The sequence below is a fragment of the Methylophilus sp. genome (genome assembly GCF_052437885.1).
In the GTDB taxonomy this organism is placed as follows: Bacteria; Pseudomonadota; Gammaproteobacteria; order Burkholderiales; family Methylophilaceae; genus Methylophilus.
Window position 1 is genome coordinate 25,697 of sequence record NZ_JBQVPB010000018.1, and the last position, 24,299, is coordinate 49,995.

A 24,299-nucleotide genomic window follows, 5' to 3' on the forward strand; every position below is an offset into this window, starting at 1 on the left:
CAACCGGCCGATTTTTTTAAGGATGCTCTATGCAAAAAAAACTACAACACACACTCATCGCCAGTGCATTCGCCTGCTTCTGTTTACCGCTATTTTCCCAACCATTTGCGTATGTGCCTAATGAAAAAGATGGCACAGTGACTGTCATTGATACGCAGACGGATGAGGTGGTAAAGCTGTTGCCAGCCAAAGGCAAGCTGGGTAAAAAAGTCCAGGCAGCGGCCATTCATCCCACCAATCAAAAACTGTATGTGGTGGTGCGCGATAAAAATGCAGTGGCGGTCGTCGATACGCAAAAAAACCAGCAAACTGCCCTGATCAAGGTGGGTGATGAACCTGAAGGCATAGACATTTCACCCGATGGCAAACTGCTCGTAGCCTGCCTGGAGGAAGAAAATGCCGTCGCCCTGGTCGATCTGCAAACCAACAAGGTCAGGCACACCATTGCCACCCAGGGCAAAAACCCCGAACATTGCGTGTTTTCCCCGGACCAGCAGTGGCTGCTGGCGAGCAATGAAGAAAGTAATAATGTCGATGTGATCAATCTCAAATCACTCAAATCCGAACATCTGATCGCTGCCACCAAGCACCCGCGCGGCGTGGGTTTCAGCCCGGATGGTCAGTGGGCATATGTGGCCAACGAAGCCGCCAGCCTGCTGGAAATCGTGTCCACCAGCGACTGGAAAGTGCAGGCCAATATCAAGGTCGGCTTGCGTTCCAATGGCGTCAAGGTCAATGCCGATGGCAGCCGCATCTATGTCAGCAATGGCGGTGACCATAATGTGAGTGTGATAGATAGCGCCAGCCGCGAAGTGATCGCCACGGTGGCTGTCGGCCAGCGGCCATGGAATATGGCACTGACACCTGATGGCAAGAAACTGTATGTCGCGAATGGCCGCAGTAATAATGTGTCGGTGATTGATACCGAGACCAATGCCAAGCTGAAGGATATAGCCGTTGGTAATTTGCCCTGGGGTGTCGTTATTCATTAATCCATTTGCACATTAGAAGCTATGCATGGCATTGAAAAATCGGGTTGTCTGCGAACAACTTTTGTAGAATAGAGTGCCGAGTGGATGTCTATAAATTTATAATTAAACCTCATTCTGACTATGACAGAATGAGGTTTTAATAGCTTAAGTATGCTGAGCTCTAACTGTTTCAGGTTTCATTTCAGACTTGCCACTTTAAAGAGCCTGGTGGAAGTTTGATCAACTTTTTCTGGTCTTTTTGTAGCTAAAAAAGATGATTGTCATTAATCCCAACATTAACATCAAGTTAGACTCTGGTTCAGGCACTGGTGCTGCACGTACTAAAAAGCTTCCATAATAAGGACTCGCTTCATTACTAAATGGATGCCCTCCAGAAAAGTGTGCTTTCCCAATGTATGGGTAAAAATCAAGCTTGCCCAGTTGAGCTGAAAAGGTTTGTCCTATTGGCTGGCTTTGGAGTGTGATGTCATTATCAAAGTAATCACTTCCTATCAGTCCATACGTTCCAAGTCTATCTGTGGTAACTATTGTTGCACCCAATAAGGCGATAAGTGATTCTGTTTCAAAGTAATGAGTAAGCCCGTCCTCAGGAGTGCCAGCATTCACGAATAACGCTTGCAACTCGGCTTTTGTAGCGTATCTAAATCCACGTGCGGACCACTCACCTTGTCGGACTTGATCAAATGTTTGATTGGTTGTTAGCGTTACATCTAACCATTGCAATCCAGTTTTTGAGTCATTGGTAAGCCATTTGTCACCTGAGTTAGCTACATAGTCCGTACTTGTAAGTAATGCGTTAGCATTGCTTGTTACAAATAAAGTTAGCCAAATAAATATAGTTAAGAGAATGTTTTTTCGCGTGTGTATGCGCATTTTTATTAATCTCAGAATGTTTATGGAAATGTAAGTTTGCCAGCATAATATTTAAACAATTTTAAACAGGACTAGTTGAACGAAATTTTTTATTTTAGTATTCAGTCGAAAAAGACTTGCAAGTAACTGGTTTCTCTCCGTCCTTGAACCTTTTGTGATGTACAAAATGTTAGAGTTCTTGCTTATTGTCTTTGCTGGGTCTTTTAGACTGATCCAGCTTATTTGCATCGCCATTGGACTATCCTCAATATTCCAGAGCAATTTCCTCCTGTAGTAATGGGTTGGGAAAAACTCCCGATAGATTCTGGGCAATAAACCTTACAATCCTTTGAGCATGATGAAATCCTTCAGTTTACAGTTCAAACTCAATCTGACTATTACCCTGTTGCTGATCGGGTTGTTGCTCACCTGGGCAGTTTCTGTGGTTAAAAACGCGCGCGAAGATGTGCTGGCCGAAGTAGAGTCCACCACCAATCTGGTTATCCATTTGCTGGATGCTGAAATCGCACACTACATGACCGATTTTGGCTGGCTCAACCGCGACGAAAAAGGGTCTATCAATATTTTTCGCCTGGATGAGCTGACCAATATCCGGCATTTGAAAGTGGACTTTTTTGATCCAACTGGCCATTTGCGTGAGTCTAACCGTTCAACGCGCGAGGAGCATGAGGGTGAAGACCCGCCAACCTGGTTTGTAAAATTGCTGGATATTTCCAGTGTGCTGAATGAACCCAAGCGCAAGAATATTATTTTGAACGGACGGTTTATCGGTGAGCTGGTGATCACGCCAGACCCCAGTTTTGAGTTGCGTGAAATCTGGGAAGATACCTCCGGCCTGCTGGCGATCGTGGGCTTGTTTGGTTTGAGTGTGCTGCTGTTTGTTTACTGGATGGTGAGAGCGACCTTCAAGCCGGTCAAGCAGATTATTCAGGGCTTGAACCAGATCGAGCATGGCGAATACCAGAGCCGGCTGCCTAGCTTTGAGCAGATCGAACTCAGTGAGATCAGCGACAAGTTCAACCGCATGGCCAGCACGCTGGAGCAAAGCATACGCAATAACCACAGGCTGACGCAGCAGATCATACACCTGCAGGAAGAAGAGCGTAAAAAGCTGGCGCGTGACCTGCATGATGAGATCGGGCAGTATTTAACGGCAGTGCATATCGATGCCAGTGCCATGGTGGCAGCCAAAAAGCTGACTGTCGCGCGCGAAAGTGCCACAGCGATTGCACAGATCACCCGGCAGATGATGTTCACTATCCAGGATCTGCTGGCCCGCTTGCGTCCGCGCGTGCTGGATGAGCTGGGGCTAAGCCTGGCGCTGGCGGAGCTGATACACCACTGGCATGACAGAAACCGCAATATCATGGTGGTGAATGAGATATCCAATCATCTTTCGCAACCGGATGAGTCGGTGGCGGTGACGGTTTACCGCATATTGCAGGAGTGTCTGACCAATATCAGCAAGCACGCGGCGGCTAGCCGGGTGACGATAGTGGTTACTGATACTGAGGACGGTTTATATATGCGTGTAGAAGATGATGGCCGCGGTTTTGATGCCTCTATCCCCAGCCGGGGTTACGGCCTGGCTGGCATGCAAGAGCGGGTTGAGGGCTTAATGGGGAGCATGAACATCACCAGTGCGCCCGGGCAAGGCACACGGATAGAAGTACGCTTTCATAACACAGAGAAATTTAAAGAAGAGAGACTTAGAGGCACCGCACCATGACTGTAAAAGTTGTTTTAGTCGATGATCACACTGTCGTGCGTTCAGGCTTGCGTCGGCTACTGGAAAGCCACAAATCAATAGAAATCGTGGCCGAAGCGGATACCGGCGAAATGGCCTACCAGATTTATGGCGAAGTATCGCCCGATGTCGTATTGATGGATATTTCCATGCCGGGCATGGGCGGGCTGGAAGCGGCGAAACGCATCTTGCAGCGTTATCCGCATGCGAAGATTGTGATTTTTTCCATGCACGAGGCGGTGTCTTTTGCCGCTCAGGCACTCAAGGCCGGTGTCAAAGGCTATGTCACTAAAACCGGCGTCGCTGATGACCTGTTGCAAGCTGTGCTCGATGTCTCCAAAGGCCGCACTTTCCTCAGTCAGGATGTGGCGCAAAAAGTGGCGCTGCAAACCCTGATAGGCGAGAGTAATCCTTTACAGCAGCTGACCTCGCGCGAGTTCGAGGTGTTCCGCTTGCTGGCAGAAGGTAAAAGGGTGGAGGAGGTGGCAGATATGCTCAAGATCAGCCAGAAGACCGTCGCCAATTACTACACGCTGATCAAGCAGAAATTGTCGGTCAACAGCCCGGTGGAAATGGTGCGCCTGGCTATGAAACACGGCTTGATAGATTCAGAGTAACCTCAGCCTGTTTTATCCCACATAGCTTAAGGTGCCCATATAGCTAGAGTGATCTTGCCACTTCTTCTATCATAGTCCGTAGCCAGCGATGCGCCGGGTCATGCCGGTATCGCACATGCCAGGCCATATCAATCGGGAAAGTCCCCAGATCCACCGGCGTAGCCAGGATCTTCAGCCGTTTGTCGCCCAGCAGGCGACGGCATATCTGGCTGGGCAGTGTAGTGCAATAATCCGTAGTGGCTATGACTTCCGGCACCGAAAGAAAATGCGTGACCGACACTGCGACTTCACGTTTCAGGCCATGCCGGTCCAGGGCCTGAAACAGGCCTGCCCGCATTTTTCCGGGTGGCATGACATTCACATGTTTCATTGTTTCGTATTGCGCCTTGGTGATGGTGTCGCCTACGTCTGGATGGTCGGTTCTGACCACACAAGCCAGGCTGTCATCCATTAAATGCTGCACCACCAGATTGTCAGGCGGGTCGACAAACCTGCCCATGACCAGCGCAGTCGTGCCCGAGATCACGCCGGTCTCGGCAAGATCGTTTCCATAAGGCGTTATCCGTAATTTAATGCCTGGTGCCAGTGCCTGCAATCTGGCGACCACTGCAGGGATCAGCACGTATTCCACATAACTGTTTGGTGCAATGGTGACCAACATATCCGAGTGCCTGGGGTCAAACGCTTGTTGGCCGAAAACCAGGCCATCCAGCTGACTGATCGCTTGCATGATCACAGGCGCCAGCTCTTCGGCTTTTGCGGTAGGTTGCATGCCATAGCGTTCACGGATGAACAATGGGTCGTGCAGGATATCGCGCAGCCGATTCAGCGAGTTTGATAATGCCGGTTGCGTGATGCCTAGCCGTTCAGCAGCGCGAGTGACGCTACGCTCTTGCATCAGGGCCAGAAACACGCGTAACAGATTGAGGTCGTAACGCATTTAGTTATTTTCTGTGTGAATAACTTGAATATACATAATAAATTTCATAAATGGAATAAAAGCGTTCATTATTGGTTCAGCAAAACAGGCAGACCAACTTATTAATCAAGACTGGAGCATAGACATGAATATATTGATCGTACTTACTTCGCATGACACGCTGGGCGATACTGGCCGTAAAACCGGATTCTGGCTGGAAGAGCTGGCAGCGCCTTATTACGCTTTTAAACAAGCCGGTGCGCAACTGACACTGGCTTCACCTAAAGGCGGGCAACCTCCACTCGACCCGAAAAGTAATGAAGCAGCGTTTCAAACCGACGATACCAGACGGTTTGAGAATGACGCAGAGGCGACTCTGGCCCTGGCGAATACTGTGCCCTTGCATTCAGTTTCGCATCAGGCATTTGATGCAGTATTTTATCCAGGTGGTCATGGCCCATTATGGGATCTGGCCGAAAGCCAGGATTCCATTGACCTGATCGAGACTACGCTGGCAGCAGGTAAACCAGTGGCATTGGTATGCCATGCCCCAGGTGTATTACGTCATGCCAAAAATGCGGATGGTAGCCCATTAGTGGTCGGCAAAAAAGTCACCGGTTTTACTAATTCTGAAGAGGCCGCTGTGGAATTGACCGATGTGGTGCCTTTTCTGGTGGAAGATGAACTGATCAAAAATGGCGGCCATTACTCTAAAACTGCGGACTGGCAGCCGTATGTGGTGCAGGATGGTTTGCTGATCACCGGGCAGAACCCGGCTTCTTCAGCGCTGGCGGCAGAGACACTGATACGCTTTTTAACAGCGGCACAGGCATCATGAGTGCTTACGTGGTCATGATGCGTGAACAAACCACAGATCAGGCAGAAATGGAACGCTATGCCAGCCAGGCCCCGCTTGCCCGCGAGGGGCATGCGGTCACCCCGCTGGCGAGATATGGCGCCCTGGATATTCTGGAAGGCCAGCCATTTGAAGGCTGCCTGATCCACAGGTTTCCCAGCATGGCAGAGGCCCAAGCCTGGTACTACAGCCCCAAATATCAGGAGGCCGTCAAACATAGGCACCAGGGAGCGCAGTATCGGGTATTTATCGTAGAGGGCATTGACGCATAAGCTGGTCGCTGGTGACCATGCTGGAGTCTGTCTATGCTTGAGTCTGTCAAGGAAAGTGACTTTCATCAGCTTCAGTTGACTTGCAGTAACTCATCCCAATCAGTGGTATAGCGCGGGCTCATCATTTCCTGCCTCATGCGCCAGGGCTGTTTAATCTCTGCCTGTTTGTATTTTTGCACGCCCTCGCTGGCAAGTTTGATGGTGGCCCTGCCCATCTTTTGATTGATGTCATCTATGGTCTGCATCAGCCTTACCGACTTGTCATGCGTGTCGGAAGTATCAAACATGTCTTGTTGTTGCCCCTGCGTGGTGGTCAGTGCACCCAGTGAAACCCCCGCTTTCATATAGTCATAGCCCGGCCGGTAGATCTGTGCCAGCGCCTTGAATGCGGCTTCAACCAGGCGCATGCTGCTGTTGGTCGGCGTAAGCAAGACGACATTGTGACCATTATCGTATTGCTGCCCGGCGTCACGGAACGGGCTGGTGCGGATATAAACATAGACACTCCCTGCATACATCTGACGCTGGCGTAGTTTCTCGCCGGCGCGCGTAGTCAGCAAGGTGACAGCTTCTTGCAGCTGTTGCAGCTCGCGTACCGTGTGGCCAAAACTGCGCGTGCTGAGTATCTGTTGCTGCGGCGCGCGTAGCTGTTCCAGCGCCAGACAAGCGGTGCCATTGAGTTCGCGCACGGTTTTTTCCAGCACGACGCTGAATCTTTTGCGCATGGTGGCGGCATTGCTCATTTTCAGATCGTAGGCTGTCAGTATGGGGGCTTGTTGCATCAGGTCGCTGTCCTGCATCTGTCTGGCCAGGTTGCGACCTATGCCCCAGACGTGATTGATCGCGATCTCACGCATTGCCTGGTCTACATCCACAGTGGTCATGGCGTTGAAATTGCAGACGCCGTTGAGCGCCGTATCGCGCTTGGCTCTATGGTTGGCCAGCTTGGCCAGTGTCTTGCTGCCGGCGATGCCTACACAGACCGGCAGACCAGTGCCTTGCAACACTGTTTGCCGCAGTTGTTGCGCATAGTGTGTCAGGTCCCGCTGCTTGAACTCGGTCAGGTCCAGAAACGACTCGTCGATAGAGTAGATCTCCTGCGCCGGGCTAAACTGTCGCAATATCGTCATCACGCGCGCACTCATATCCGCATACAGCGCATAGTTGGAAGAAAAAACGCTGATGCCTTCCTGTTCTGCAAACTTTTTGATCTGAAACCAGGGTGCGCCCATGGCGACGCCCAGTATCTTTGCTTCAGCGCTGCGCGAGATGACGCAGCCATCGTTATTGCTCAACACCACCACCGGCCGATCTCGCAGTTTGGGTCTGAAGACGCGCTCGCAGCTGACATAAAAATTATTTACGTCTACCAGCCCTATCGTCCGCGCCGCAGGGGCATCTAAAGCTTCAGGCTGCATTGGCAATGAGGGGTGTTTCATGGAATTCTCTAAACGGTGTTCATGATACGCAATAGCAGGAATGTGGCTGGTCAGGCCGATAATACTTACACGAACCAGACACGGGGTCGGTTCGGAAAATCAATCAAGGAGATCACCATGTGGACTAAACCAGCTGCTACAGAAATGCGTTTTGGCTTTGAAGTAACAATGTACGTGATGAACAAGTAATCAGTGTTCTTGTTAACAAGACCCGGCCACAGTATTTTAGGGCCGGGTTTCTTATTGCCTGAAACGCCTGAATGAGCCGGTCACCACCCCCCAGACCTCAAACCGCATAGGCTCCTGGATCAGGATAGGCGTATATTTGCCCGAAGAATTGGCCGGCAGCAGTTTAGGGTTGCCATTTTTTTGTTGCGCCAGCGTTTTAATGGTGAATTCCCCATCTATCATCGCCAGCACAATATCGCCAACCACTGCCAGTTTACCTTTGTCTACCACCGCTTTATCGCCCGGCATCAGCCCGGCTTCTATCATGGATTCGCCCTGGATAGTCACAAAAAAAGTGGTCTCTGCCTGATCGATCAGGTATTCGCTGGGGTCCAGGCGCTTCTCTACATGATCATCTGCCGGTGAGGGGAACCCCGCCGGTACTTTGGATTGGTATAAAGGTAAAGCCATGGTATGTCGCGTTGGTGCTGGCAACTCAAATGCATGCGGGCTATCTATATTGGCTTGATTTCGCAACCACCGCTGTTTTTCAGCATAGGCCGCCATCAGGTCGCTCACCACTGGTTTCTGGCTGGCAGGGATACGTATCACTGTGGTCGTCTCCTGGTAAGGGCCTGAGCCTGCTTTGCGTCCGGCACCTGCACGCTTGCCGCCTGGTTTTCTGTCGTGTGGGTTGTCCATTTGATTATTGTAACAAAAATCAAAATAAACGATACTGAAATTAAATGATGGCAAATAAATCGTCTGTCAATTTAAATGCCGGCAAATTCAACTGCCTGTGCAGAAAGCGGGCATGCAGTCTGCATGAGCTGCTGCGCAAGAAAGGTTATACTGTTGCGCTTTCAAAGAATGAGTGCGGCATGGACTGGATACAACTTTTTATTGAGCAATACGCACTTTTTTGCCTGATAGGCGTGGTGGTGGGTGTGTTGTCAGGTTTACTGGGCATAGGTGGCGGCATAGTGCTGGTGCCCATGCTGCATGCCATCCTGGTGGCAAAAGGTTTTTCGGCGGATGTGGCTTTTCATATGGCGCTGGCGACTTCCATGGCGTGCATCGTGTTCACCTCGCTTTCCAGCATTGCCGCGCATCACAAGAACCAGAATATCGTCTGGCCGTATGTGTGGGCTATGGTGCCTATGGCATTTGTCGGTTCGCTACTGGCAACCCTGGTGGCGATACATCTCAACGCGCTTTATTTAACGCTGTTTTTTGCCGCCTTTACTTTTTATGCGGCGATACAGTTGTTTACAGACCGTAAACCCAGCCAGCACAAGATCCCCGGCAAAGTGGAGATCAGCCTGGTGGCATTGCTGATAGGCGTGATCTCTGCGCTGGTGTCTATAGGCGGCGGTACGTTGACTGTGCCTTACCTGGCCATGCGCAATGTGTCGGTGAAGCAGGCCATAGGTACTTCGGCGGTGCTCGGTTTCCCCATTGCACTGGCGAGTACAGTCAGCTACCTGCAAGATGCCATCCGCCAGTCTGCACATGCGCCGGATACCTTTGGTTTGCTCTACCTGCCAGCTATTATGCTGATCGCCCCGTTCAGCGTGTTGCTTGCCCCGGCGGGGGTGGCGCTGACCAAAAGATTGCCAGTCAAGGTGCTGAAGCGCATCTTTGCCATTTTTCTGATGGCGGTGAGTGTCAACCTGCTGTGGTCGCAGCTGGCCTGACTTCGCAGTCTAGCCTGGGCAGGCGACAGGCAACAAAAAACCCGCGTGAGCGGGTTTTTTTATTGAGCACCCGCCGTAGCGGGTTTTTTTCAGCTTGAACTTATAGTTTATATAAGTGCTGATTATTTGTTCATGACGTACATGGTCACTTCAAAGCCAAAACGCATTTCAGTAGCAGCTGGTTTAGTCCACATGATGATCTCCTTTTGGTTGTTAAGTGCATCTCAGTGATGTACTTGTATGACTCTCACTATACGCGGGTGTTTCAATATGACCCTGAGCCGATCACGTAAATCCGCCTCATGATTTTACCTAGTTTGCAGAGTGGGGCGATTGCAAAAAAGTCATGCACAATCGCAGCAATGGCAAAAAAACTGACATCAATCTGTAATACAATCAAAGCAACCCCTTAATCACCTGAGTGTATGTGCATGCTGATTCAAACTGTAGCGACCCAACCATTTGCCGACCAGAAACCTGGCACTTCCGGCTTACGCAAAAAAGTACGCGTATTTCAACAGGCGCATTACTTGCAGAATTTTGTACAGAGTATTTTTGATACGCTGGAGATCCCCGCTGGCGCAATTTTGACGGTGGGTGGCGATGGCCGCTTTTACAACAAAGAGGCGATCCAGGTGATCATCAAGATGGCGGCGGCCAATGGTTTTGCCAAAGTGCTGGTCGGCCAGAACGGTATCCTCTCCACCCCGGCTGCGTCGAATATCATCCGTAAATACGCGACCTTCGGTGGCATTATTTTATCTGCCAGCCATAATCCTGGCGGGCCAGACGATGATTTTGGCATCAAATACAACACCAGCAACGGTGGCCCGGCACCAGAAAAGATCACCGATGCCATTTTCGCCAATAGTAAACAGATCAGTCATTACAAGATAGTCCATGAGTTGCCGGAAGTAGACCTGTCTTCTATAGGCGCTACTACCCTGGATGGTTTTGAGGTAGAGGTGATAGATTCAGTCAGTGACTATGCCGATTTGATGCAAAGCATGTTTGATTTCGCTGCCATCAAGCGCTGGCTCGCGGCCGGGCATAGTCTCAAGTTTGACGCCATGCACGCGGTGACTGGCCCCTACGCCAAAGAGATATTCGTCAACCGGCTGGCTGCGCCGCCAGACAGCCTGATGAATTGTGTAGTCTCGGAAAATTTTGGTGGCGGTCACCCTGACCCTAACCTGACTTATGCCGAAGATCTGGTGAAAGTCGCCTATGGCCAGCAGGCCCCCGATTTCTCGGCGGCGTCGGATGGCGATGGTGACCGCAATATGATACTAGGCAGTCATTTTTTCGTGACACCTTCTGACAGCCTGGCGCTGATCGCGGCCAATGCCAAACTGATCCCTGCCTATGCCAGTGGTCTTGCGGGTGTCGCGCGTTCCATGCCGACCAGCGGCGCGGTTGACCGCGTTGCTGCCAAACTGGGCATAGATTGCTATGAGACACCCACAGGCTGGAAGTTTTTCGGCAACCTGATGGACGCAGGCAAAGTGACCTTGTGCGGTGAAGAAAGCTTTGGTACCGGCAGCGACCATGTGCGTGAAAAAGACGGCTTATGGGCGGTGCTGTGCTGGCTGAACCTGCTGGCCGCCACGGGTGAGAGCGTGGAGTCACTGGTGCGCAAACACTGGCAGCAATATGGCCGCAATGTCTATTCGCGCCATGATTATGAGACCGTGCCGACCGCACCGGCGCAGGCCGTCATGCAGCATATCAAGCAGCAGTTCGCCAGCTTGCCAGGGCAGATATTTGGCAGCTATACCGTAGATACTGTCGATGATTTCAGTTACACCGACCCTATCGATGCTTCTGTCAGCAACGGCCAGGGCTTGCGTATCCTGTTTGTGTGCGGCTCGCGCGTGGTGATCCGTTTATCCGGCACCGGCACCGAAGGCGCAACCATCCGTGTCTATCTCGAAGCCTACACTGAAGACCCTGCCCAGCAGCAACTGGATGCACAGGACGCTCTGGCCGAGCTGATCACCGTCTCGCACCAGATCTCGCAGTTGCCGCAGTTGACCGGCAGGCAGCAACCTACTGTGATCACTTAGTCATGGCTGCGCAGAATAGCGGGGGTCAAACACATGCTTAAAAAAACCATACTTTGCCCGGTGTTATTGTCGACGGCTTTGTCGGCCTGCGGCATCAACCCCGTGACTAAAGAGCGCGAGTTCCAGTTTGTCTCGCAGGACAAAGAGATACAGATAGGCCAGCAGAATTACAGTCCTGCGCGCCAGTCACAGGGCGGTGATTACATACTGGACACCGAGCTGACGCGCTATGTGCAGCAGGTAGGGCAAAAGCTGGCGGCGGTATCTGACCGCCCGGACCTGCCGTATGAATTTGTGGTGTTGAATGACTCCGTGCCCAATGCCTGGGCCATGCCAGGCGGCAAGATCGCGTTTAACCGCGGCCTGCTGTATGAGCTGCATAGTGAGGCCGAATTGGCGGCAGTGCTGGGTCACGAGATCGTGCATGCGGCCGCCCGCCACGGTGCCAAAGGCATGGAGCGCGGCATGTTCATGCAAGGGGCGATGCTGGCGGTAGGCCTGGCCACCCGTGATTCCAATTATGCCAATATGGTAGTGGGCGGGGCGCAGCTGGGCGGCCAGCTGATCACCAGCAAGTATGGCCGCGATGCCGAGTCTGAGGCCGATACCTATGGCATGAAATATATGAAGCTGGCTGGCTATGATCCGGCAGCAGCTGTGACTTTGCAGGAAACCTTTGTCCGCTTGAGCGAGGGCAAACGGCAGGACTTTATCAGCGGCCTGTTCGCCAGCCATCCGCCTTCACAAGAGCGGGTCGATGAAAACAAGCAAACGCTGGCTGAACTCGGCGCTGGCGGCGAGATGGGCAAGCAGGTCTATGCCGAGAAGGTCGGCAAACTGATGGCGACGCGCGAGGCTTATAAAGCTTATGACGAAGGCAAAACCGCGCTGCAGAAAGGCGATGCCGACAAGGCAAAATCTTTAGCCAGAAAAGCCATCAGCATAGAGCCTAAGGAAGCCAGGTTTCAGGAGCTGTTAGGCGATATTGCGCTGACGCAGAAAAACACCACCGAAGCGCTGGCCCTGTATGACAAGGCCATTCAATTGCAACCTGACTATTTCAAGCCTTATGTGCAAAGCGGTATCGCCCTGTTTAATGCAGGCAAGAAGGCGCAGGCAGAACCTTTTCTGAAAAAAGCCAATCAGTTGTTGCCGACTGCACCTGGCTATGCCTTGCTGGGGCAGATCGCCGAAGGGCGTGGCGAAACCAGCCTCGCCTTGCAGCATTATCAGTTGGCTGCCAGCTCTGATTCAGACATAGGCAAGGAGGCCGCCGGCCGCGCCATGCGCATAGACTTGCCGCGCAATCCGGCCCGTTACCTGCCCTCCGGGCCTATCGCTGATAATACCGGCCTGGTCTATGCCGCAGTGCAGAACAACAGTAATGTGACGGTCGCTCGCGTGCAAGTGCGCATGCTGCAATATGATAACCGTGGCCGCCTGGTGAACCAGAGCCGATCCATGCTGATCACCGGTGGTATCGCACCAGGCGCGCGTGGTTCTGTCGCCACTGGTGTGCGCATCCAGGATCAGGCTGCCTTGCAGTTCTTCCGCGTGGTGGTCGAAGGGGCAGAGCTGGCGCGCTAGTGTTAGCTAATTGATAGTGTTGGCTAATTGATAGTGCAGGCTGAGTTGAGAGATACATGATGGCGACACAAGATAACTGTTGTTCGGTAGCCCCTTATTTTCAGATCCATGCCGGCAAGTCTGAAGAATTTCGCCTGATCTGCCAGAAATATGTGCAGTGGTCGGCGCGTGAACCCGGCTGTTTATATTACGGTTTCAGTTTCGATGGCGACTTTGCGCATTGCCGCGAAGGCTTTCAGGATGCAGATGCCTTGCTGGCGCATATAGAGAACCTGCGGCCGATATTGCATGAGATGGGCGAGGTGTCTACGCTGGTGAGAATCGAGATTCATGGCCCTGAGCAGGCGCTCGCCAGGTTAAAGCCGGCGCTGGCGGCGATGGATCCGCAGTATTTTGTACTGGAGTTCGGTTTCAGACGCAGTTAGTTTTTTGCTTCAGTCTCTGAAGAAAGCGTGGTGCTGTCTTCGCCTTCGCGTATGGTCATTTTGCCCTTATATAACCTGACATCCATGCGCCCCAGAAAACTCATGCCCAGCAGAACATCACCCTCCAGCCCCGGTGTGATGGTGGCAGCGACATCGTTGGCCACTATGCCGCCCAGTTGCACGCTTTTTAGCCGCACCAGGTAAGAAACGGCGTTGCCGTTGGCCGTGTGGGTGTTGATGGCGTCGGTGCTGACCAGCCCGAGGCGGTCTGCCACATGCTGGGAGATGGCCACGCCAGTGGCGCCGGTATCAACCAGCACACGCACGCGTTCACCGTTGATCAGGGCCTCGGCGCTGTAATGCCCGTCCGGCCCGCGTTTAAGGGTGGCGACATTGAGTTTGCCGACCTGCTCCAGCGTGTTGGGGTGCTGTACTCTATCTACCAGCAGCCAGACCAGTGCGGCCAGTGCCAGCCAGAGCACGATATAGAGCAGGCTCTGGCCACCAGACCTGGAGCGTTTTGACATTTGTTGAGGATCAGACATGCTCATTCAATGGTGACTCAAAATGGAATTTTCAAGTCTGGCCTGGCATTCAGTAATAACTGTTTAAAAGTCTGCTGTATGCGCAGCAAGGCGTTCTCATCGTCTGCTTCAAACCGCAGCACCAGCACTGGTGTGGTATTCGAGGCGCGTATCAGGCCAAACCCATCGCTATACTCCACCCGCAAGCCATCAATGGTGATCACTTCTGTCGATTCGGGGAACTGTGCTGCTTGTTGCAGTTGCGCTACTTGTTGCAACTGCGCCACTTGTTGCAACTGCTCTACCAGTGCGTGCGGCTCGCCTTCCCGCATGGCTATCTGTAGTTCAGGAGTGTTGACGCTATCTGGCAAGGCTTGCAGCAGGGCACTGGCATCTGCCACGCGACTGACGATCTCGAGTAAACGTGCAGCGCTGTAGAGGCCATCATCAAAACCGAACCAGCGCTGCTTGCCCTGTTTGCTATCGTTGAAAAACAGGTGCCCTGATAACTCGCCACCGATCGCGGCACCGATTTCACGTATCTTGGCTTTCATCAGTGAGTGCCCAGTCTTCCAGATCACTGGTTCGCCGCCATGCTGGCGTATCCAGTGGCGTAAATGGCGGCTAGACTTGACATCGAATACCACGCTGGCAGCCGGTTGCTGCCTAAGCACATCGGCCACAAACAGCATGAGCTGGCGGTCGCTGGGTATGATCTCGCCTTGTTTGGTCACTACACCCAGCCTGTCGCCATCGCCATCAAAAGCCAGGCCTATTTCGGCATCCCCGAGTCGCAGCCTTGCGATGACATCCTGCAGGTTCTTGGCTTCTACCGGGTCAGGATGGTGGTTGGGGAAATGACCATCCACCTCACAAAACAAAGGTTCTACACTGCAGCCCAGTGCTGCAAACAAGGATGGTGCATAGGCGCCGGCCACGCCATTGCCGCAATCAACCACCACACGCATGGGCCGCGCCAGCCGGATATCGGTAGCTATGGCCTGCTGGTAGGCAGGGTAGATGTCGTGGCTGGAGCACTGGCCAGGCTGGTCGCTGTGATGAAACTGCTGCTGTTCTATCTGTTGCCTGAGCGCCTGTATGGCGGCGCCAGACAGCGTTTCGCCGCCCAACACTATTTTCAGGCCGTTGTATGCTGGCGGGTTATGGCTGCCGGTCAGCATGACGCCGTTGCTGCTGTTCGGCAAATGGCAGGTGGCAAAATACAGCATGGGCGTGGTGACCATGCCCAGCGCGATGACGTTGACCCCTGTTTTAAGTATCCCCTCTGTGAGGGCTGCCGCCAGCGCAGGGCTGGATAAACGCCCGTCGTAAGCAACGCATAGCGACTGCTCGCCACGGGCGTGCACCTGTGAGCCCAGCGCCAGGCCTATCTGGTAAACAATGTCAGCTGTCAGTGTTTCATCGACAATGCCACGGATATCGTAAGCTTTGAAGATAGAGCCTGGCAGCGTCATTGCAGCCATTTATTCGGCTTCTTCTATCCAGGCCAGTTGTATGCCTTCCAGCACTTTTTCCCCGCAACGGGAGACATCATCATCAAAGCCATCCAAATCCATCACCCACTGCATCAGGTCGGTAAAGCGTATGGTCTTGGGGTCTATCTGCGGGTATTTGTCATACAGCTCTTCAGCGATGCGCTGACTGTCAGTCCATTTCATCTTAATCTCGTCTTTGTGCAATGCATATGCTTTAAATTATAACCGACTGCCGGGCTTGTGACTGGCTAAACAACAGGCTTTGACAGAATCTTCCTACAGCCTTGTCAGACTGGCTTGACTGGTCATGCCGGGTGAGCATGGCAAGATGTTGAAATGAATGATAAATCAACAAACAATACTGTCGCTAAGCCGTCATCTGCAAAAACAACCGCCCGCAAAGTACTGGGCTGGCTGGCTGGCATTTTACTGGCACTTATAGTGATCATCGTGGGCTGCGAGCTTGCCGGCTGGCCATTTTTACGCCAGCCACTGCAGGATTTCACCAGCAAGACATTAAAGCGGGAGGTGGTGATAGAACGCCCGTTCCATCTGCAATTACTCGGTGGGCTGCGCTTGCAGGTCGGTCACTTGAAGATCTCTGCGCCTGAAGAATTCAAAGTACCTTATCTGGTAGATGCGCATGGCCTGGACCTCAAATTGCGCTACCGCGACCTGTTTGAGTTGAAAGAGGGCCAGGCTTACCGTATCAAAAACATACGTGCAGAACAGCTGGATGCCTACATGAAACGGGATAGCAAAAAACATGCGACCTGGGATTTCGAGCTGGATGATAGCGGCCCCTCACGACCTTTCCCGTTTATTGAAGAGTTATCCGTGAGCAAGGGCCAGGCGACTATTGATGACGCCGTGACCAAAGCCACCCTGACCGCCACTTTTTATACCGAAGAAGGGGCACATCTCAAGACGCCGGAATCCAGCGTGAAAGTCAAAGGCGAGTTTGGCAAACGCCCCTTGCAGGGCGAACTGGTCACCCAGGGTTTTCTGCCGGTGGCTACGCAAGGCAAGGATTCTGCGCCCATCAACTCCAAAGGCTGGCTCAAATATGGCGCGGTCAATTTCAAGTTCGATGGCGCTGTGTATGATCTGTTCGGCGGCCAGCGTGTGAAAGGCAAGTTGAACGTCGATGGGCCTTCATTAGCCGATGTCGGTGATCTGCTGGACCTGGCTTTTCCACGCACACCGCCATTCAGGATCGCTGCCGGCATTGAAAAAAATACCAATCAATGGAAAGTGAATGTCACCGATGCCAAGATAGGCCAGAGCCAGCTGGCGGGGCAGTTCGTTTATGACTATGGCGATCTGAAACCCAAGCTCACTGGTGACGTCAAAGGCCCATTGCTGGTCCTGGCCGACCTGGCCCCTGCGTTCGGCGCCCCGGTGGCGACCGACAAAGGTACCAGCAATAAAAAACCCGGCAAGATATTCCCGGACGAGTCGCTGGACTTTGCCAGTTACGACCGTATGAATGCCGATATCAAGATCCATTTTGATGCGGCTGAACTTGGCAGTGTGTTCAAAGAACGTATCTCACCGCTGGACTTTCAGTTAACCTTGCAGGACCGCAAACTCACCGTCGCCAAGCTGTATGCCGGCACTGAGCAGGGTAGCCTGTCAGGTGCCTTATTGATCGATGCGCCAGAAGCCAGCACAGAAGCGGAATCTGACAATCCACCGCTACCCAAGTGGGATATCCAGCTGGCATTAAAAAATATCCAGCTCGAAAAATGGCTCAAAGTCAAACCTGAGGACCAGCCGGCCAACAAGGATAAAGACAAAAAACAGGCCACCAAGGATGCACCGGCCTATATCACCGGCCAGCTGAATGCCAGGGCAAAACTGCAAGGTCAGGGCCGCTCTACGGCTGCATTATTGAAATCCCTGAACGGCCAGCTGGCATTGATGGTGCGCGACGGCGAGATCTCGCACCTGGTGGTGGAAGCGGCCGGCCTGGATATCGCGCAAAGTGTAGGACTGTTATTAAGAGGTGATCACTCTATCCCCATGCAGTGTGCCGCCATGGGCTGGCATGCCAAACAGGGGGTGCTGACCCCGGAGGCGGCCTTGATAGATACGCCAGTGACCACGGTTTATATACACGGCAATATGGATCTGGGAGAGGAACAGTTCAATCTCAAACTGCAGGCTAACCCGAAAAACTTTTCGCCGTTCACGGTACGCTCGCCTATCCTGGTGACTGGCCCGTTCGTTGACCCTGCGGTGTCTATCAGCCCTGGCCCTATCGCTGCACGCGTGGCCGGCGGTGTGTTGCTGGCACTGGTGACACCGTTTGCCGCTATCCTGCCTTTTCTGGACCCGGGCAGCAGTGAGACCCAGGAAAACAACGGTTGTCAGGCCACATTGAAACAATTACAGCAGAAAAAATAAGCAGCTGGTTTACTGGCTGCCAGCGTAGCGCATTGTTTTTATCACCAGACGCCTGCCCTGGTGAGGCAATGATTTTAAATTCAGGCAGTTAAGTACCCGATTTAGTTAAATTCTGTATTTGCCCTATAAGCCAAACCTGTCAATTTCATGATATGTTTGGCTTAAATGCTGATGGATGATCATTCCGGCATGCGGCAAATCAGAAAATTAAAAAATAACTAATAAGAAGGTACTCGGAAATGATTCTTGGTATTGATCTCGGCACTACAAATAGCCTTATCTGTTATCTTGAACAAGGCGTCCCGGTCGCCATCCCCAATGCAGCAGGCAAGTTTTTAACCCCCTCAGTGGTAGGCGTGGATGATGATGACGTCATGCTGGTAGGCGCCGCTGCCAGAGAGAGGCTGTATAAATTCCCGCATCTGACTGCTCACTCGTTTAAACGGTTGATGGGCTCAAAGCAGTCAGTCAAGTTGGGCGGTAAACAATATAGCCCTGAAGATCTATCCGCGCTGGTATTGCGTGCATTGAAGGCAGATGCAGAGAGCTACCTTGGTACTGAGGTGAAAGACGTGGTGATCTCTGTGCCTGCCTATTTTAATGATAGCCAGCGGCGCGCAACAAAAGTGGCCGGGGAACTGGCCGGACTCAATGTACGGCAACTGATCAACGAGCCGACTGCCGCAGCCTTGTTCCATGGCATCCAGGATTATGAGACCGAAGCCAAATTTCTGATCTTTGATCTGGGCGGCGGCACGTTTGACGTTTCTATCCTTGAGAAATTTGAGGGGGTGATGGAGGTGCGCGCCACCGGCGGCGATAGCTTTCTTGGTGGTGATGACTTTACCCAGGTGCTGGTAGCGCTTTTCAGCAGCAAGACCCAACTCAGTGCCGCGCAACAACAGAATCCAGCCATAGTGTCAGCCATTCGTTTTGTGGCAGAGGAGGTTAAACGCAATTTCAGTGAGCAAGCCCAGGTCAGCATGGAAGTGCTGGTTGCTGGAGAGCTTAAATCTGCGCTGATCACCCTGGAAGAGTTTGAAACGGCATGCAAGGGGCTGTTAGACCGATTGCGTACACCGATTGAACGCGCGCTGCGCGATGCACGATTGCGGGTGGGCGACCTGGATGAGCTGGTGATGGTAGGTGGTGCTACCCGCATGGGCCTAATACGTAAACTGGTGAGCCAGTTATTTGGCCGCTTGCCGGCGCGCTATATCGACCCTGATCAGACCATAGGGCTGGGCACGGCGGTCTGCGCAGGCTTGATAGGCAAGGATGTTGCATTCAATGAGATCGTGTTAACCGATGTGTGCCCGCATACGCTAGGCACAGAAGTCATTGATTATGATCAGCAGAATCAGGCGATAGGCCTGACCTTTTTACCTATCATAGAGCGAAATACCATAGTGCCCGCCAGCCGGGTGCAGTCTGTGGTGACCAGCAATGATGGCCAGACGCAACTCAATATCCGCATCTTTCAGGGCGAATCGCGAGATTGCAGTAAAAATGTCTTGCTTGAAACCGTAGAGCTGGATATCCCGGCCAGACCCAAAGGCGAGATCTCCGCTGCTATCCGTTATACCTATGATATCAACGGCATGCTGGAAGTCGATGTGGATGTCGAGAATGCCGGTATCCATAAAAACCTGGTCATCAGTAAACTGGCCGGCACTATCGATGCTGAAGAGATCGCCGAGCGCCGCAAAGTGCTGGCTGCCTTAAAGGTGCACCCGCGCGATCAGGAAGAGAACCGCTATCTGCTTGAACGTGGCGAGCGGCTGTATGAACAGTTCCTGGGGGAGCGCAGGGACCATGTCCGTTTGCTGTTGACACAATTTATCGCTGTCATCGAAAAGCAGGACCCGCTTGAGATCCTGAAGGCCAGAGAAGCGTTTTACCGTGCCCTGAACTCTCTGGATAGAGGCGAGGTTTGGTAAGGCGATGATGAGCAGCGATGTTTACCAGATACTGGGCATAGATAGCAGTGCCGACAGCAAGGAGATCAAGCGCGCCTATGCCAGGCTGATCAAACAGTTTCGCCCCGATACGCACCCGGTAGAGTTTGGCAATATCAGACAAGCCTACGAGATAGCCAGCGCGCAGTACCTGCATGATCTCGCAAGCCTGGAGCAAGCGCAGGCAGAGCAGGCTGAGCATACACAAAAGGAGCAAGCGCCAGTCGCTGACCAGCAGCCGGTTGAGCCTCCGACTATCGCCAGGCCGGAACTGCCGGTGATGGAATTCCTGACCCAGTTGACCCAACTGGCAGAGCGCAACGAAGAGCAATCAGCCCAGCAGCTCACGCTTGCGTTTTTAGGGCGATTAAATGTTTATTCGCTGGATGAAAGTTCACAGATAGAGCTGGAGATCCTCAACTGGATCTTTACCTTCCGTCATCCCTTGTTGCTGGCATTTATTGAGCTTGATCGCTATTACCGCTGGACAGAAACCCAGGGTTTTTCGCTGCGTGAGTTCAGCCCGGGTGAAGCCGCGTGGCTAGTGGATTTCAGGCAACTGGCTGAGGATTACCAGCAGGCGCTCAGTCAAAAAAACATCAATCTCAGCGCAGTGGAAAGCCGGCTGCCAGTCTTTTTATTATCCAAATCCGATGTCGTGCAAAGAAAGCAGTGGCAACGTCACTGTGATGAGCTCAACCTTGCTGCCTTAAAAACATATTTCAAGCCACCACCAGCATCCAGTTTTACCGTCACCAGGGAAGATCTCTTTTTCTCTTTGTTCCCGGCGGGCCTGGCCTTGGTGTTAGCCTCGACCATAAAGCTGGATATCGTTTCCTTTATTGTGGCCGGTCTGGCATTTTTGTTTACGCTTGTAGTGCGTGCGGTCGTGGTTCCGGCTTTGCGGCTATTGGTTAAATCTAATTCGGTCACCTACAGGTTCAGGTACTTCGTTTATATGTTTGTAGCGGCCATGTTTTTCCAGGGTAGTGATTATGTCTTGCAACAGGTCGCTGACCGACACAGCATGCAAAGCGTGACACTTGCTGACCAGTCGCCGGTCATTTGCAACAAGGTGAATAAACAGGAGGCCCCGGTTTATCCAGACGAGTCGCGCCGGCTGGGTGAAGAGGGTAAAGTCAAAGTCAAGTTCCTGATAGATATGAATGGTGCCGTCATCAGTGCCGAGATCCTGGATTCCAGCGGCTACCCACGGCTGGATAAAGAGTCTTTAAGGGCGGTGAGGCGCTGGTGTTTTGTGCCACCTGAACGTGAGTCTTACGTGGTCGTTCCGTTTGCTTACCAGCTGGACTCGCAGGCAGAACACATGGGGTTTTGAGTCACTGTTTGCCCAGGCAAAAAAAGAGCCCAACCGAAGTTGGGCTTAGGGAGCGATTTTGGAGATACGCTTACGAGTTGTATTTAGCATAAGTTGTGCCAGAATATTAATCCCTATAAAAATCAGTTAGATAGCGGTATTTTTGATCTTTTTGCCTGCTGCCGCAGCAGCAACTGTTTTGCAATGTGCACAGCTTTGGTGCGCCATGAGCAATGCTGGCGCACAGCGAGTATGGTCTGCCCTGCTGTTGCTGCCAGCCAAGGTGATGCAGTCAGCCTGACTCAAGGCCTGGTTTACATCGCAGTCTGCGCAGCAGAAAAGTGCAGCGATGGTCGCATCATGTTAAAATCGCGCTTTATTTTTATATCAACGGAAACTTGATCGTCATGTTTAGCTTTTCAAGAAACTTAAATGTTGCCGACCCGGCGTTAGCCCAAATGATCTCGCAAGAGGTTGAGCGTCAGCACCAGCACATTGAATTGATCGCTTCAGAAAACTACACCAGCCCGGCAGTGATGGAAGCGCAAGGTTCGCAACTGACCAATAAATACGCTGAGGGTTACCCTGGCAAGCGTTTCTACGGTGGCTGTGAGTTTGTCGATCAAGTTGAACAGATCGCGATCGATAGACTGAAAGCCCTGTACGGTGCTGAATACGCTAACGTGCAACCACACTCCGGCTCACAGGCCAATCAGGCCGTGTATTTCTCTATCCTGAAACCGGGCGACACCGTGATGGGTATGAACCTCGGTCATGGCGGTCATTTGACCCATGGTTCTCCAGCCAACCTGTCCGGCAAATTATTCAATATCGTGCCTTATGGCCTGAACGATAAAGAAGAGATCGACTATGACGAGATGGAGCGCATCGCGCTTGAATGCAAACCTAAATTGCTGATAGGCGGCGCCTCGGCTTACGCGCTGCGCTTTGACTGGGCACGCATGGCTGAAATCGCCAAAAAAGTCGGTGCTTATTTCATGGTCGATATGGCGCATTACTCCGGCCTGATTGCGGCGGGCGTCTACCCCAACCCGGTACCACATGCTGATTTCGTCACCTCGACCACGCACAAAACGCTGCGTGGCCCACGCGGCGGTATCATCATGGCCAAGGCCGAATTCGAGAAATCCATCAACTCCAATGTGTTCCCCAGCTTGCAAGGTGGCCCGTTGATGCATGTGATCGCTGGTAAAGCGACCGCTTTCCTCGAAGCTGCCCAGCCTGAATTCAAGGTCTACCAGGAGCAAGTGTTGAAAAACGCCAGCGCCATGGCCAAGACATTGGCAGAACGCGGCTTGCGCATTATTTCTGGCCGTACCGAGTCGCATGTGTTCCTGGTGGATCTGCGCCCTAAGAGCCTGACTGGTAAGGCGGCTGATGCCTATCTGGGCCAGGCGCATATCACGGTGAACAAGAACGCGATCCCTAATGACCCGGAAAGCCCGTTCGTCACTTCTGGTATCCGTATCGGTTCGCCAGCTATTACTACGCGTGGTTTTAAAGAAGCAGAAGCCGAACAAGTAGCGCACCTGATCGCTGACGTGCTGGATAACCCGGAAAACGCCGAGGTGATTGCGGCGACCAAGGCCAAAGTACATGCCCTGGCGGATAAATTCCCGGTTTACGGCAAGTAAGCACAGCCTGCAAGTAAAAAGAGCCAGATAGTCACGATATGAAGTGTCCGTTTTGCGGTGCTGACGATACACAAGTGGTGGATTCCCGTCTGAATGAGGAGGGGAACTCCATCCGCAGGCGCAGGCGTTGCCAGGTGTGCGACAAGCGCTTTACCACCTATGAGACAGCAGAGTTGCACCTGCCGCAGGTGGTAAAACAAAATGGCACGCGTGAAGAGTTCAAGCGTGAAAAGCTGCGCCTGTCTTTTACCCGTGCGCTGCACAAACGGCCGGTGCCTACCGAGTATGTGGATAAGGCGCTGGACAGGATAGTGCAGAAAATACTGGGCCTGGGCGCGCGCGAAGTGCCTGCGCGCCTGCTCGGTGAAACAGTGATGCAGGAATTGAAACAAATGGACCAGGTGGCGTATATCCGTTTTGCTTCTGTCTACCGGAGCTTTTCGGATGTGGATGATTTTCATACTGCCATTCGTGACCTGGACAACTAATCGGTAACCAAACTAACCCTAAAGGTGGGCGCATGAAACTGATCAAGATCTCTGCGATTGTGCTGTCGGTGTTTACGCTTATACTTACCATCGTGTTTTTTACCTGGTGGGCCTTTAAAGACCAGGCTGTGTTTGGCAGCGAGAAATTTGACCAGACCCGCTGGATAGAGCTCTCTAACACCGTGCAAAAAGACTGCCGGCGCGGAGACATGGCTTATGACCTGAAAAATCATATCCTGATCCGTGGCGCACAAAAAGAGGCGGTGATGGCGTTGCTTGGCCGGCCTAGCCTGGAGGACGCCAATGCGCTGGAATATGACCTGGGTAAGTGCATGCATGTGTATCACGCACTGCGGATTTATTTTGATCAGGATAGTCGGCTGACGCATAGCCAGATATCTTCGCATTAAACTATCTACCTCTGAGAGGTATGCGCAAATGGAAGACGCTACATTCACCCGTCATTCTGGCGGAGGCCGGAATCCAGGCAAGGTGAATGCTTAGCTTGGTTGCAGCAAAGAACCGGCGGTGCACTTTCTATGAAGTTTTAATCGGTATTTCTTTGCTCTAGTTCAGTGCTCTGATTCACCGTTGTTTTTCGCCCCTCGGCGAGTTACTTTTCTTTGCTTGCCCAAAGAATAAGTAACCAAAAGAAAGGGCACCCTAGCTTCCGCTTGTTTCCTGCGTTGCTCGTCAGCGTGGGCGTCCAACGAAACTCGCCCTAGCGGCTTGCACACTGCGCAAGCCACCGCGGAACTCGAACAGACGCTGGCCGAAAACTCCCACGCTGACT

General features: G+C 52.4%; 24 protein-coding genes. 16 read left to right on the forward strand and 8 right to left on the reverse strand.

Annotated features, from left to right (window positions below):
* Window positions 1-29 precede the first annotated feature (29 nt).
* A complete protein-coding gene (locus tag ACT6RZ_RS14245; protein WP_444702753.1) occupies window positions 30-992 on the forward strand; it encodes a beta-propeller fold lactonase family protein in 963 nt (320 codons plus the stop codon).
* 219 nt (window positions 993-1,211) lie between these two features.
* Here the strand turns inward: ACT6RZ_RS14245 and ACT6RZ_RS14250 are convergent, their stop codons facing one another.
* Window positions 1,212-1,865 (reverse strand): hypothetical protein, encoded by a 654-nt coding sequence (locus ACT6RZ_RS14250; protein ID WP_444702754.1) that lies wholly within the window; start codon window positions 1,863-1,865, stop codon window positions 1,212-1,214.
* A 334-nt stretch (window positions 1,866-2,199) separates the two neighbouring features.
* On the opposite strand from ACT6RZ_RS14250, the gene ACT6RZ_RS14255 reads away from it, so the two are divergent.
* Window positions 2,200-3,594 (forward strand): ATP-binding protein, encoded by a 1,395-nt coding sequence (locus tag ACT6RZ_RS14255; RefSeq protein ID WP_444702755.1) that lies wholly within the window; start codon window positions 2,200-2,202, stop codon window positions 3,592-3,594.
* Complete coding sequence (locus tag ACT6RZ_RS14260; RefSeq protein ID WP_442585794.1) at window positions 3,591-4,229, forward strand: response regulator; 639 nt, start codon at window positions 3,591-3,593, stop codon at window positions 4,227-4,229. Before ACT6RZ_RS14255 ends, ACT6RZ_RS14260 begins: the two co-directional genes overlap by 4 nt.
* 43 nt (window positions 4,230-4,272) lie before the next feature.
* On the opposite strand, the gene ACT6RZ_RS14265 is transcribed toward ACT6RZ_RS14260, so the two are convergent.
* Window positions 4,273-5,169 (reverse strand): LysR substrate-binding domain-containing protein, encoded by an 897-nt coding sequence (locus ACT6RZ_RS14265; protein WP_444702756.1) that lies wholly within the window; start codon window positions 5,167-5,169, stop codon window positions 4,273-4,275.
* A gap of 124 nt (window positions 5,170-5,293) precedes the next feature.
* Here ACT6RZ_RS14265 and ACT6RZ_RS14270 point away from each other — a divergent pair, with 124 nt between their 5' ends.
* Together ACT6RZ_RS14270 and ACT6RZ_RS14275 are read left to right on the forward strand one after the other, a co-directional pair.
* Window positions 5,294-5,986, forward strand: coding sequence for a type 1 glutamine amidotransferase domain-containing protein (locus ACT6RZ_RS14270; RefSeq protein ID WP_444702757.1), 693 nt, complete (start codon window positions 5,294-5,296; stop codon window positions 5,984-5,986).
* Window positions 5,983-6,276 carry a DUF1330 domain-containing protein gene (locus tag ACT6RZ_RS14275; RefSeq protein WP_444702758.1) on the forward strand — a complete coding sequence of 98 codons (294 nt, stop codon included), beginning with the start codon at window positions 5,983-5,985 and terminating at the stop codon, window positions 6,274-6,276. Before ACT6RZ_RS14270 ends, ACT6RZ_RS14275 begins: the two co-directional genes overlap by 4 nt.
* Before the next feature lie 71 nt (window positions 6,277-6,347).
* On the opposite strand, the gene ACT6RZ_RS14280 is transcribed toward ACT6RZ_RS14275, so the two are convergent.
* On the reverse strand, window positions 6,348-7,715 hold the full coding sequence (locus ACT6RZ_RS14280) for a Y-family DNA polymerase (protein WP_444702759.1): 1,368 nt from the start codon (window positions 7,713-7,715) through the stop codon (window positions 6,348-6,350).
* A gap of 117 nt (window positions 7,716-7,832) precedes the next feature.
* Between ACT6RZ_RS14280 and pqqA (ACT6RZ_RS14285) the strand changes: the two genes are divergently transcribed.
* Window positions 7,833-7,904, forward strand: coding sequence for a pyrroloquinoline quinone precursor peptide PqqA (gene pqqA, locus ACT6RZ_RS14285; RefSeq protein WP_081624291.1), 72 nt, complete (start codon window positions 7,833-7,835; stop codon window positions 7,902-7,904).
* 51 nt (window positions 7,905-7,955) lie between these two features.
* Here the strand turns inward: pqqA (ACT6RZ_RS14285) and ACT6RZ_RS14290 are convergent, their stop codons facing one another.
* Window positions 7,956-8,585 carry a LexA family protein gene (locus ACT6RZ_RS14290; protein WP_444702760.1) on the reverse strand — a complete coding sequence of 210 codons (630 nt, stop codon included), beginning with the start codon at window positions 8,583-8,585 and terminating at the stop codon, window positions 7,956-7,958.
* A gap of 179 nt (window positions 8,586-8,764) precedes the next feature.
* Between ACT6RZ_RS14290 and ACT6RZ_RS14295 the strand changes: the two genes are divergently transcribed.
* A complete protein-coding gene (locus ACT6RZ_RS14295; protein WP_444702761.1) occupies window positions 8,765-9,580 on the forward strand; it encodes a sulfite exporter TauE/SafE family protein in 816 nt (271 codons plus the stop codon).
* A gap of 122 nt (window positions 9,581-9,702) precedes the next feature.
* Here the strand turns inward: ACT6RZ_RS14295 and pqqA (ACT6RZ_RS14300) are convergent, their stop codons facing one another.
* Window positions 9,703-9,774 (reverse strand): pyrroloquinoline quinone precursor peptide PqqA, encoded by a 72-nt coding sequence (gene pqqA / locus ACT6RZ_RS14300; protein ID WP_081624291.1) that lies wholly within the window; start codon window positions 9,772-9,774, stop codon window positions 9,703-9,705.
* A gap of 237 nt (window positions 9,775-10,011) precedes the next feature.
* Here pqqA (ACT6RZ_RS14300) and ACT6RZ_RS14305 point away from each other — a divergent pair, with 237 nt between their 5' ends.
* The 3 genes from ACT6RZ_RS14305 to ACT6RZ_RS14315 are packed head-to-tail and all read left to right on the forward strand — an operon-like array spanning window position 10,012 to window position 13,658.
* Window positions 10,012-11,646: an alpha-D-glucose phosphate-specific phosphoglucomutase gene (locus tag ACT6RZ_RS14305; protein ID WP_444702762.1), complete on the forward strand. Its 1,635-nt coding sequence runs from the start codon at window positions 10,012-10,014 to the stop codon at window positions 11,644-11,646.
* Between the two features lie 33 nt (window positions 11,647-11,679).
* The gene (locus ACT6RZ_RS14310) at window positions 11,680-13,233 is read left to right on the forward strand and encodes a M48 family metalloprotease (protein ID WP_444702763.1); all 1,554 of its coding nucleotides are present in this window, start codon (window positions 11,680-11,682) and stop codon (window positions 13,231-13,233) included.
* A 56-nt stretch (window positions 13,234-13,289) separates the two neighbouring features.
* Entirely contained in the window at window positions 13,290-13,658 is a 369-nt protein-coding gene (locus ACT6RZ_RS14315; protein WP_444702764.1) for a putative quinol monooxygenase, read from the forward strand.
* Here ACT6RZ_RS14315 and ACT6RZ_RS14320 read toward each other — a convergent pair.
* From ACT6RZ_RS14320 to iscX, 3 genes are read right to left on the reverse strand one after another with little or no spacing between them, the layout of a single operon-like run.
* Entirely contained in the window at window positions 13,655-14,203 is a 549-nt protein-coding gene (locus tag ACT6RZ_RS14320) for a retropepsin-like aspartic protease family protein (RefSeq protein WP_444702765.1), read from the reverse strand. The genes ACT6RZ_RS14315 and ACT6RZ_RS14320 overlap by 4 nt on opposite strands.
* Window positions 14,204-14,220: 17 nt before the next feature.
* Window positions 14,221-15,657, reverse strand: coding sequence for a phosphomannomutase/phosphoglucomutase (locus tag ACT6RZ_RS14325; protein ID WP_444702773.1), 1,437 nt, complete (start codon window positions 15,655-15,657; stop codon window positions 14,221-14,223).
* Between the two features lie 9 nt (window positions 15,658-15,666).
* Window positions 15,667-15,861 carry a Fe-S cluster assembly protein IscX gene (gene iscX, locus ACT6RZ_RS14330; RefSeq protein WP_444702766.1) on the reverse strand — a complete coding sequence of 65 codons (195 nt, stop codon included), beginning with the start codon at window positions 15,859-15,861 and terminating at the stop codon, window positions 15,667-15,669.
* Window positions 15,862-16,014: 153 nt separating this feature from the next.
* On the opposite strand from iscX, the gene ACT6RZ_RS14335 reads away from it, so the two are divergent.
* The 6 genes from ACT6RZ_RS14335 (at window position 16,015) to ACT6RZ_RS14360 (ending at window position 23,916) form a co-directional block, all read left to right on the forward strand.
* A complete protein-coding gene (locus ACT6RZ_RS14335) occupies window positions 16,015-18,087 on the forward strand; it encodes an AsmA family protein (protein WP_444702767.1) in 2,073 nt (690 codons plus the stop codon).
* A 239-nt stretch (window positions 18,088-18,326) separates the two neighbouring features.
* Entirely contained in the window at window positions 18,327-20,027 is a 1,701-nt protein-coding gene (locus ACT6RZ_RS14340) for an Hsp70 family protein (RefSeq protein ID WP_444702768.1), read from the forward strand.
* A gap of 4 nt (window positions 20,028-20,031) precedes the next feature.
* Entirely contained in the window at window positions 20,032-21,384 is a 1,353-nt protein-coding gene (locus tag ACT6RZ_RS14345) for a TonB family protein (RefSeq protein WP_444702769.1), read from the forward strand.
* Between the two features lie 386 nt (window positions 21,385-21,770).
* Entirely contained in the window at window positions 21,771-23,018 is a 1,248-nt protein-coding gene (gene glyA / locus ACT6RZ_RS14350; RefSeq protein WP_444702770.1) for a serine hydroxymethyltransferase, read from the forward strand.
* A 38-nt stretch (window positions 23,019-23,056) separates the two neighbouring features.
* A complete protein-coding gene (gene nrdR, locus ACT6RZ_RS14355) occupies window positions 23,057-23,506 on the forward strand; it encodes a transcriptional regulator NrdR (protein ID WP_379054514.1) in 450 nt (149 codons plus the stop codon).
* A gap of 32 nt (window positions 23,507-23,538) precedes the next feature.
* Window positions 23,539-23,916, forward strand: coding sequence for a hypothetical protein (locus tag ACT6RZ_RS14360; RefSeq protein ID WP_379035361.1), 378 nt, complete (start codon window positions 23,539-23,541; stop codon window positions 23,914-23,916).
* The last annotated feature ends 383 nt before the right edge of the window (window positions 23,917-24,299 follow it).

What these genes read in the sequence shown, in the direction of transcription:
- ACT6RZ_RS14245 (WP_444702753.1), top strand. Translation starts at nt 30, where the DNA reads ATGCAAAAAAAACTACAACACACACTCATCGCCAGTGCATTCGCCTGC.
- ACT6RZ_RS14250 (WP_444702754.1), bottom strand. Translation starts at nt 1,865, where the DNA reads ATGCGCATACACACGCGAAAAAACATTCTCTTAACTATATTTATTTGG.
- ACT6RZ_RS14255 (WP_444702755.1), top strand. Translation starts at nt 2,200, where the DNA reads ATGATGAAATCCTTCAGTTTACAGTTCAAACTCAATCTGACTATTACC.
- ACT6RZ_RS14260 (WP_442585794.1), top strand. Translation starts at nt 3,591, where the DNA reads ATGACTGTAAAAGTTGTTTTAGTCGATGATCACACTGTCGTGCGTTCA.
- ACT6RZ_RS14265 (WP_444702756.1), bottom strand. Translation starts at nt 5,169, where the DNA reads ATGCGTTACGACCTCAATCTGTTACGCGTGTTTCTGGCCCTGATGCAA.
- ACT6RZ_RS14270 (WP_444702757.1), top strand. Translation starts at nt 5,294, where the DNA reads ATGAATATATTGATCGTACTTACTTCGCATGACACGCTGGGCGATACT.
- ACT6RZ_RS14275 (WP_444702758.1), top strand. Translation starts at nt 5,983, where the DNA reads ATGAGTGCTTACGTGGTCATGATGCGTGAACAAACCACAGATCAGGCA.
- ACT6RZ_RS14280 (WP_444702759.1), bottom strand. Translation starts at nt 7,715, where the DNA reads ATGAAACACCCCTCATTGCCAATGCAGCCTGAAGCTTTAGATGCCCCT.
- ACT6RZ_RS14290 (WP_444702760.1), bottom strand. Translation starts at nt 8,585, where the DNA reads ATGGACAACCCACACGACAGAAAACCAGGCGGCAAGCGTGCAGGTGCC.
- ACT6RZ_RS14295 (WP_444702761.1), top strand. Translation starts at nt 8,765, where the DNA reads ATGGACTGGATACAACTTTTTATTGAGCAATACGCACTTTTTTGCCTG.
- ACT6RZ_RS14305 (WP_444702762.1), top strand. Translation starts at nt 10,012, where the DNA reads ATGCTGATTCAAACTGTAGCGACCCAACCATTTGCCGACCAGAAACCT.
- ACT6RZ_RS14310 (WP_444702763.1), top strand. Translation starts at nt 11,680, where the DNA reads ATGCTTAAAAAAACCATACTTTGCCCGGTGTTATTGTCGACGGCTTTG.
- ACT6RZ_RS14315 (WP_444702764.1), top strand. Translation starts at nt 13,290, where the DNA reads ATGATGGCGACACAAGATAACTGTTGTTCGGTAGCCCCTTATTTTCAG.
- ACT6RZ_RS14320 (WP_444702765.1), bottom strand. Translation starts at nt 14,203, where the DNA reads ATGTCTGATCCTCAACAAATGTCAAAACGCTCCAGGTCTGGTGGCCAG.
- ACT6RZ_RS14325 (WP_444702773.1), bottom strand. Translation starts at nt 15,657, where the DNA reads ATGACGCTGCCAGGCTCTATCTTCAAAGCTTACGATATCCGTGGCATT.
- iscX (WP_444702766.1), bottom strand. Translation starts at nt 15,861, where the DNA reads ATGAAATGGACTGACAGTCAGCGCATCGCTGAAGAGCTGTATGACAAA.
- ACT6RZ_RS14335 (WP_444702767.1), top strand. Translation starts at nt 16,015, where the DNA reads ATGAATGATAAATCAACAAACAATACTGTCGCTAAGCCGTCATCTGCA.
- ACT6RZ_RS14340 (WP_444702768.1), top strand. Translation starts at nt 18,327, where the DNA reads ATGATTCTTGGTATTGATCTCGGCACTACAAATAGCCTTATCTGTTAT.
- ACT6RZ_RS14345 (WP_444702769.1), top strand. Translation starts at nt 20,032, where the DNA reads ATGATGAGCAGCGATGTTTACCAGATACTGGGCATAGATAGCAGTGCC.
- glyA (WP_444702770.1), top strand. Translation starts at nt 21,771, where the DNA reads ATGTTTAGCTTTTCAAGAAACTTAAATGTTGCCGACCCGGCGTTAGCC.
- nrdR (WP_379054514.1), top strand. Translation starts at nt 23,057, where the DNA reads ATGAAGTGTCCGTTTTGCGGTGCTGACGATACACAAGTGGTGGATTCC.
- ACT6RZ_RS14360 (WP_379035361.1), top strand. Translation starts at nt 23,539, where the DNA reads ATGAAACTGATCAAGATCTCTGCGATTGTGCTGTCGGTGTTTACGCTT.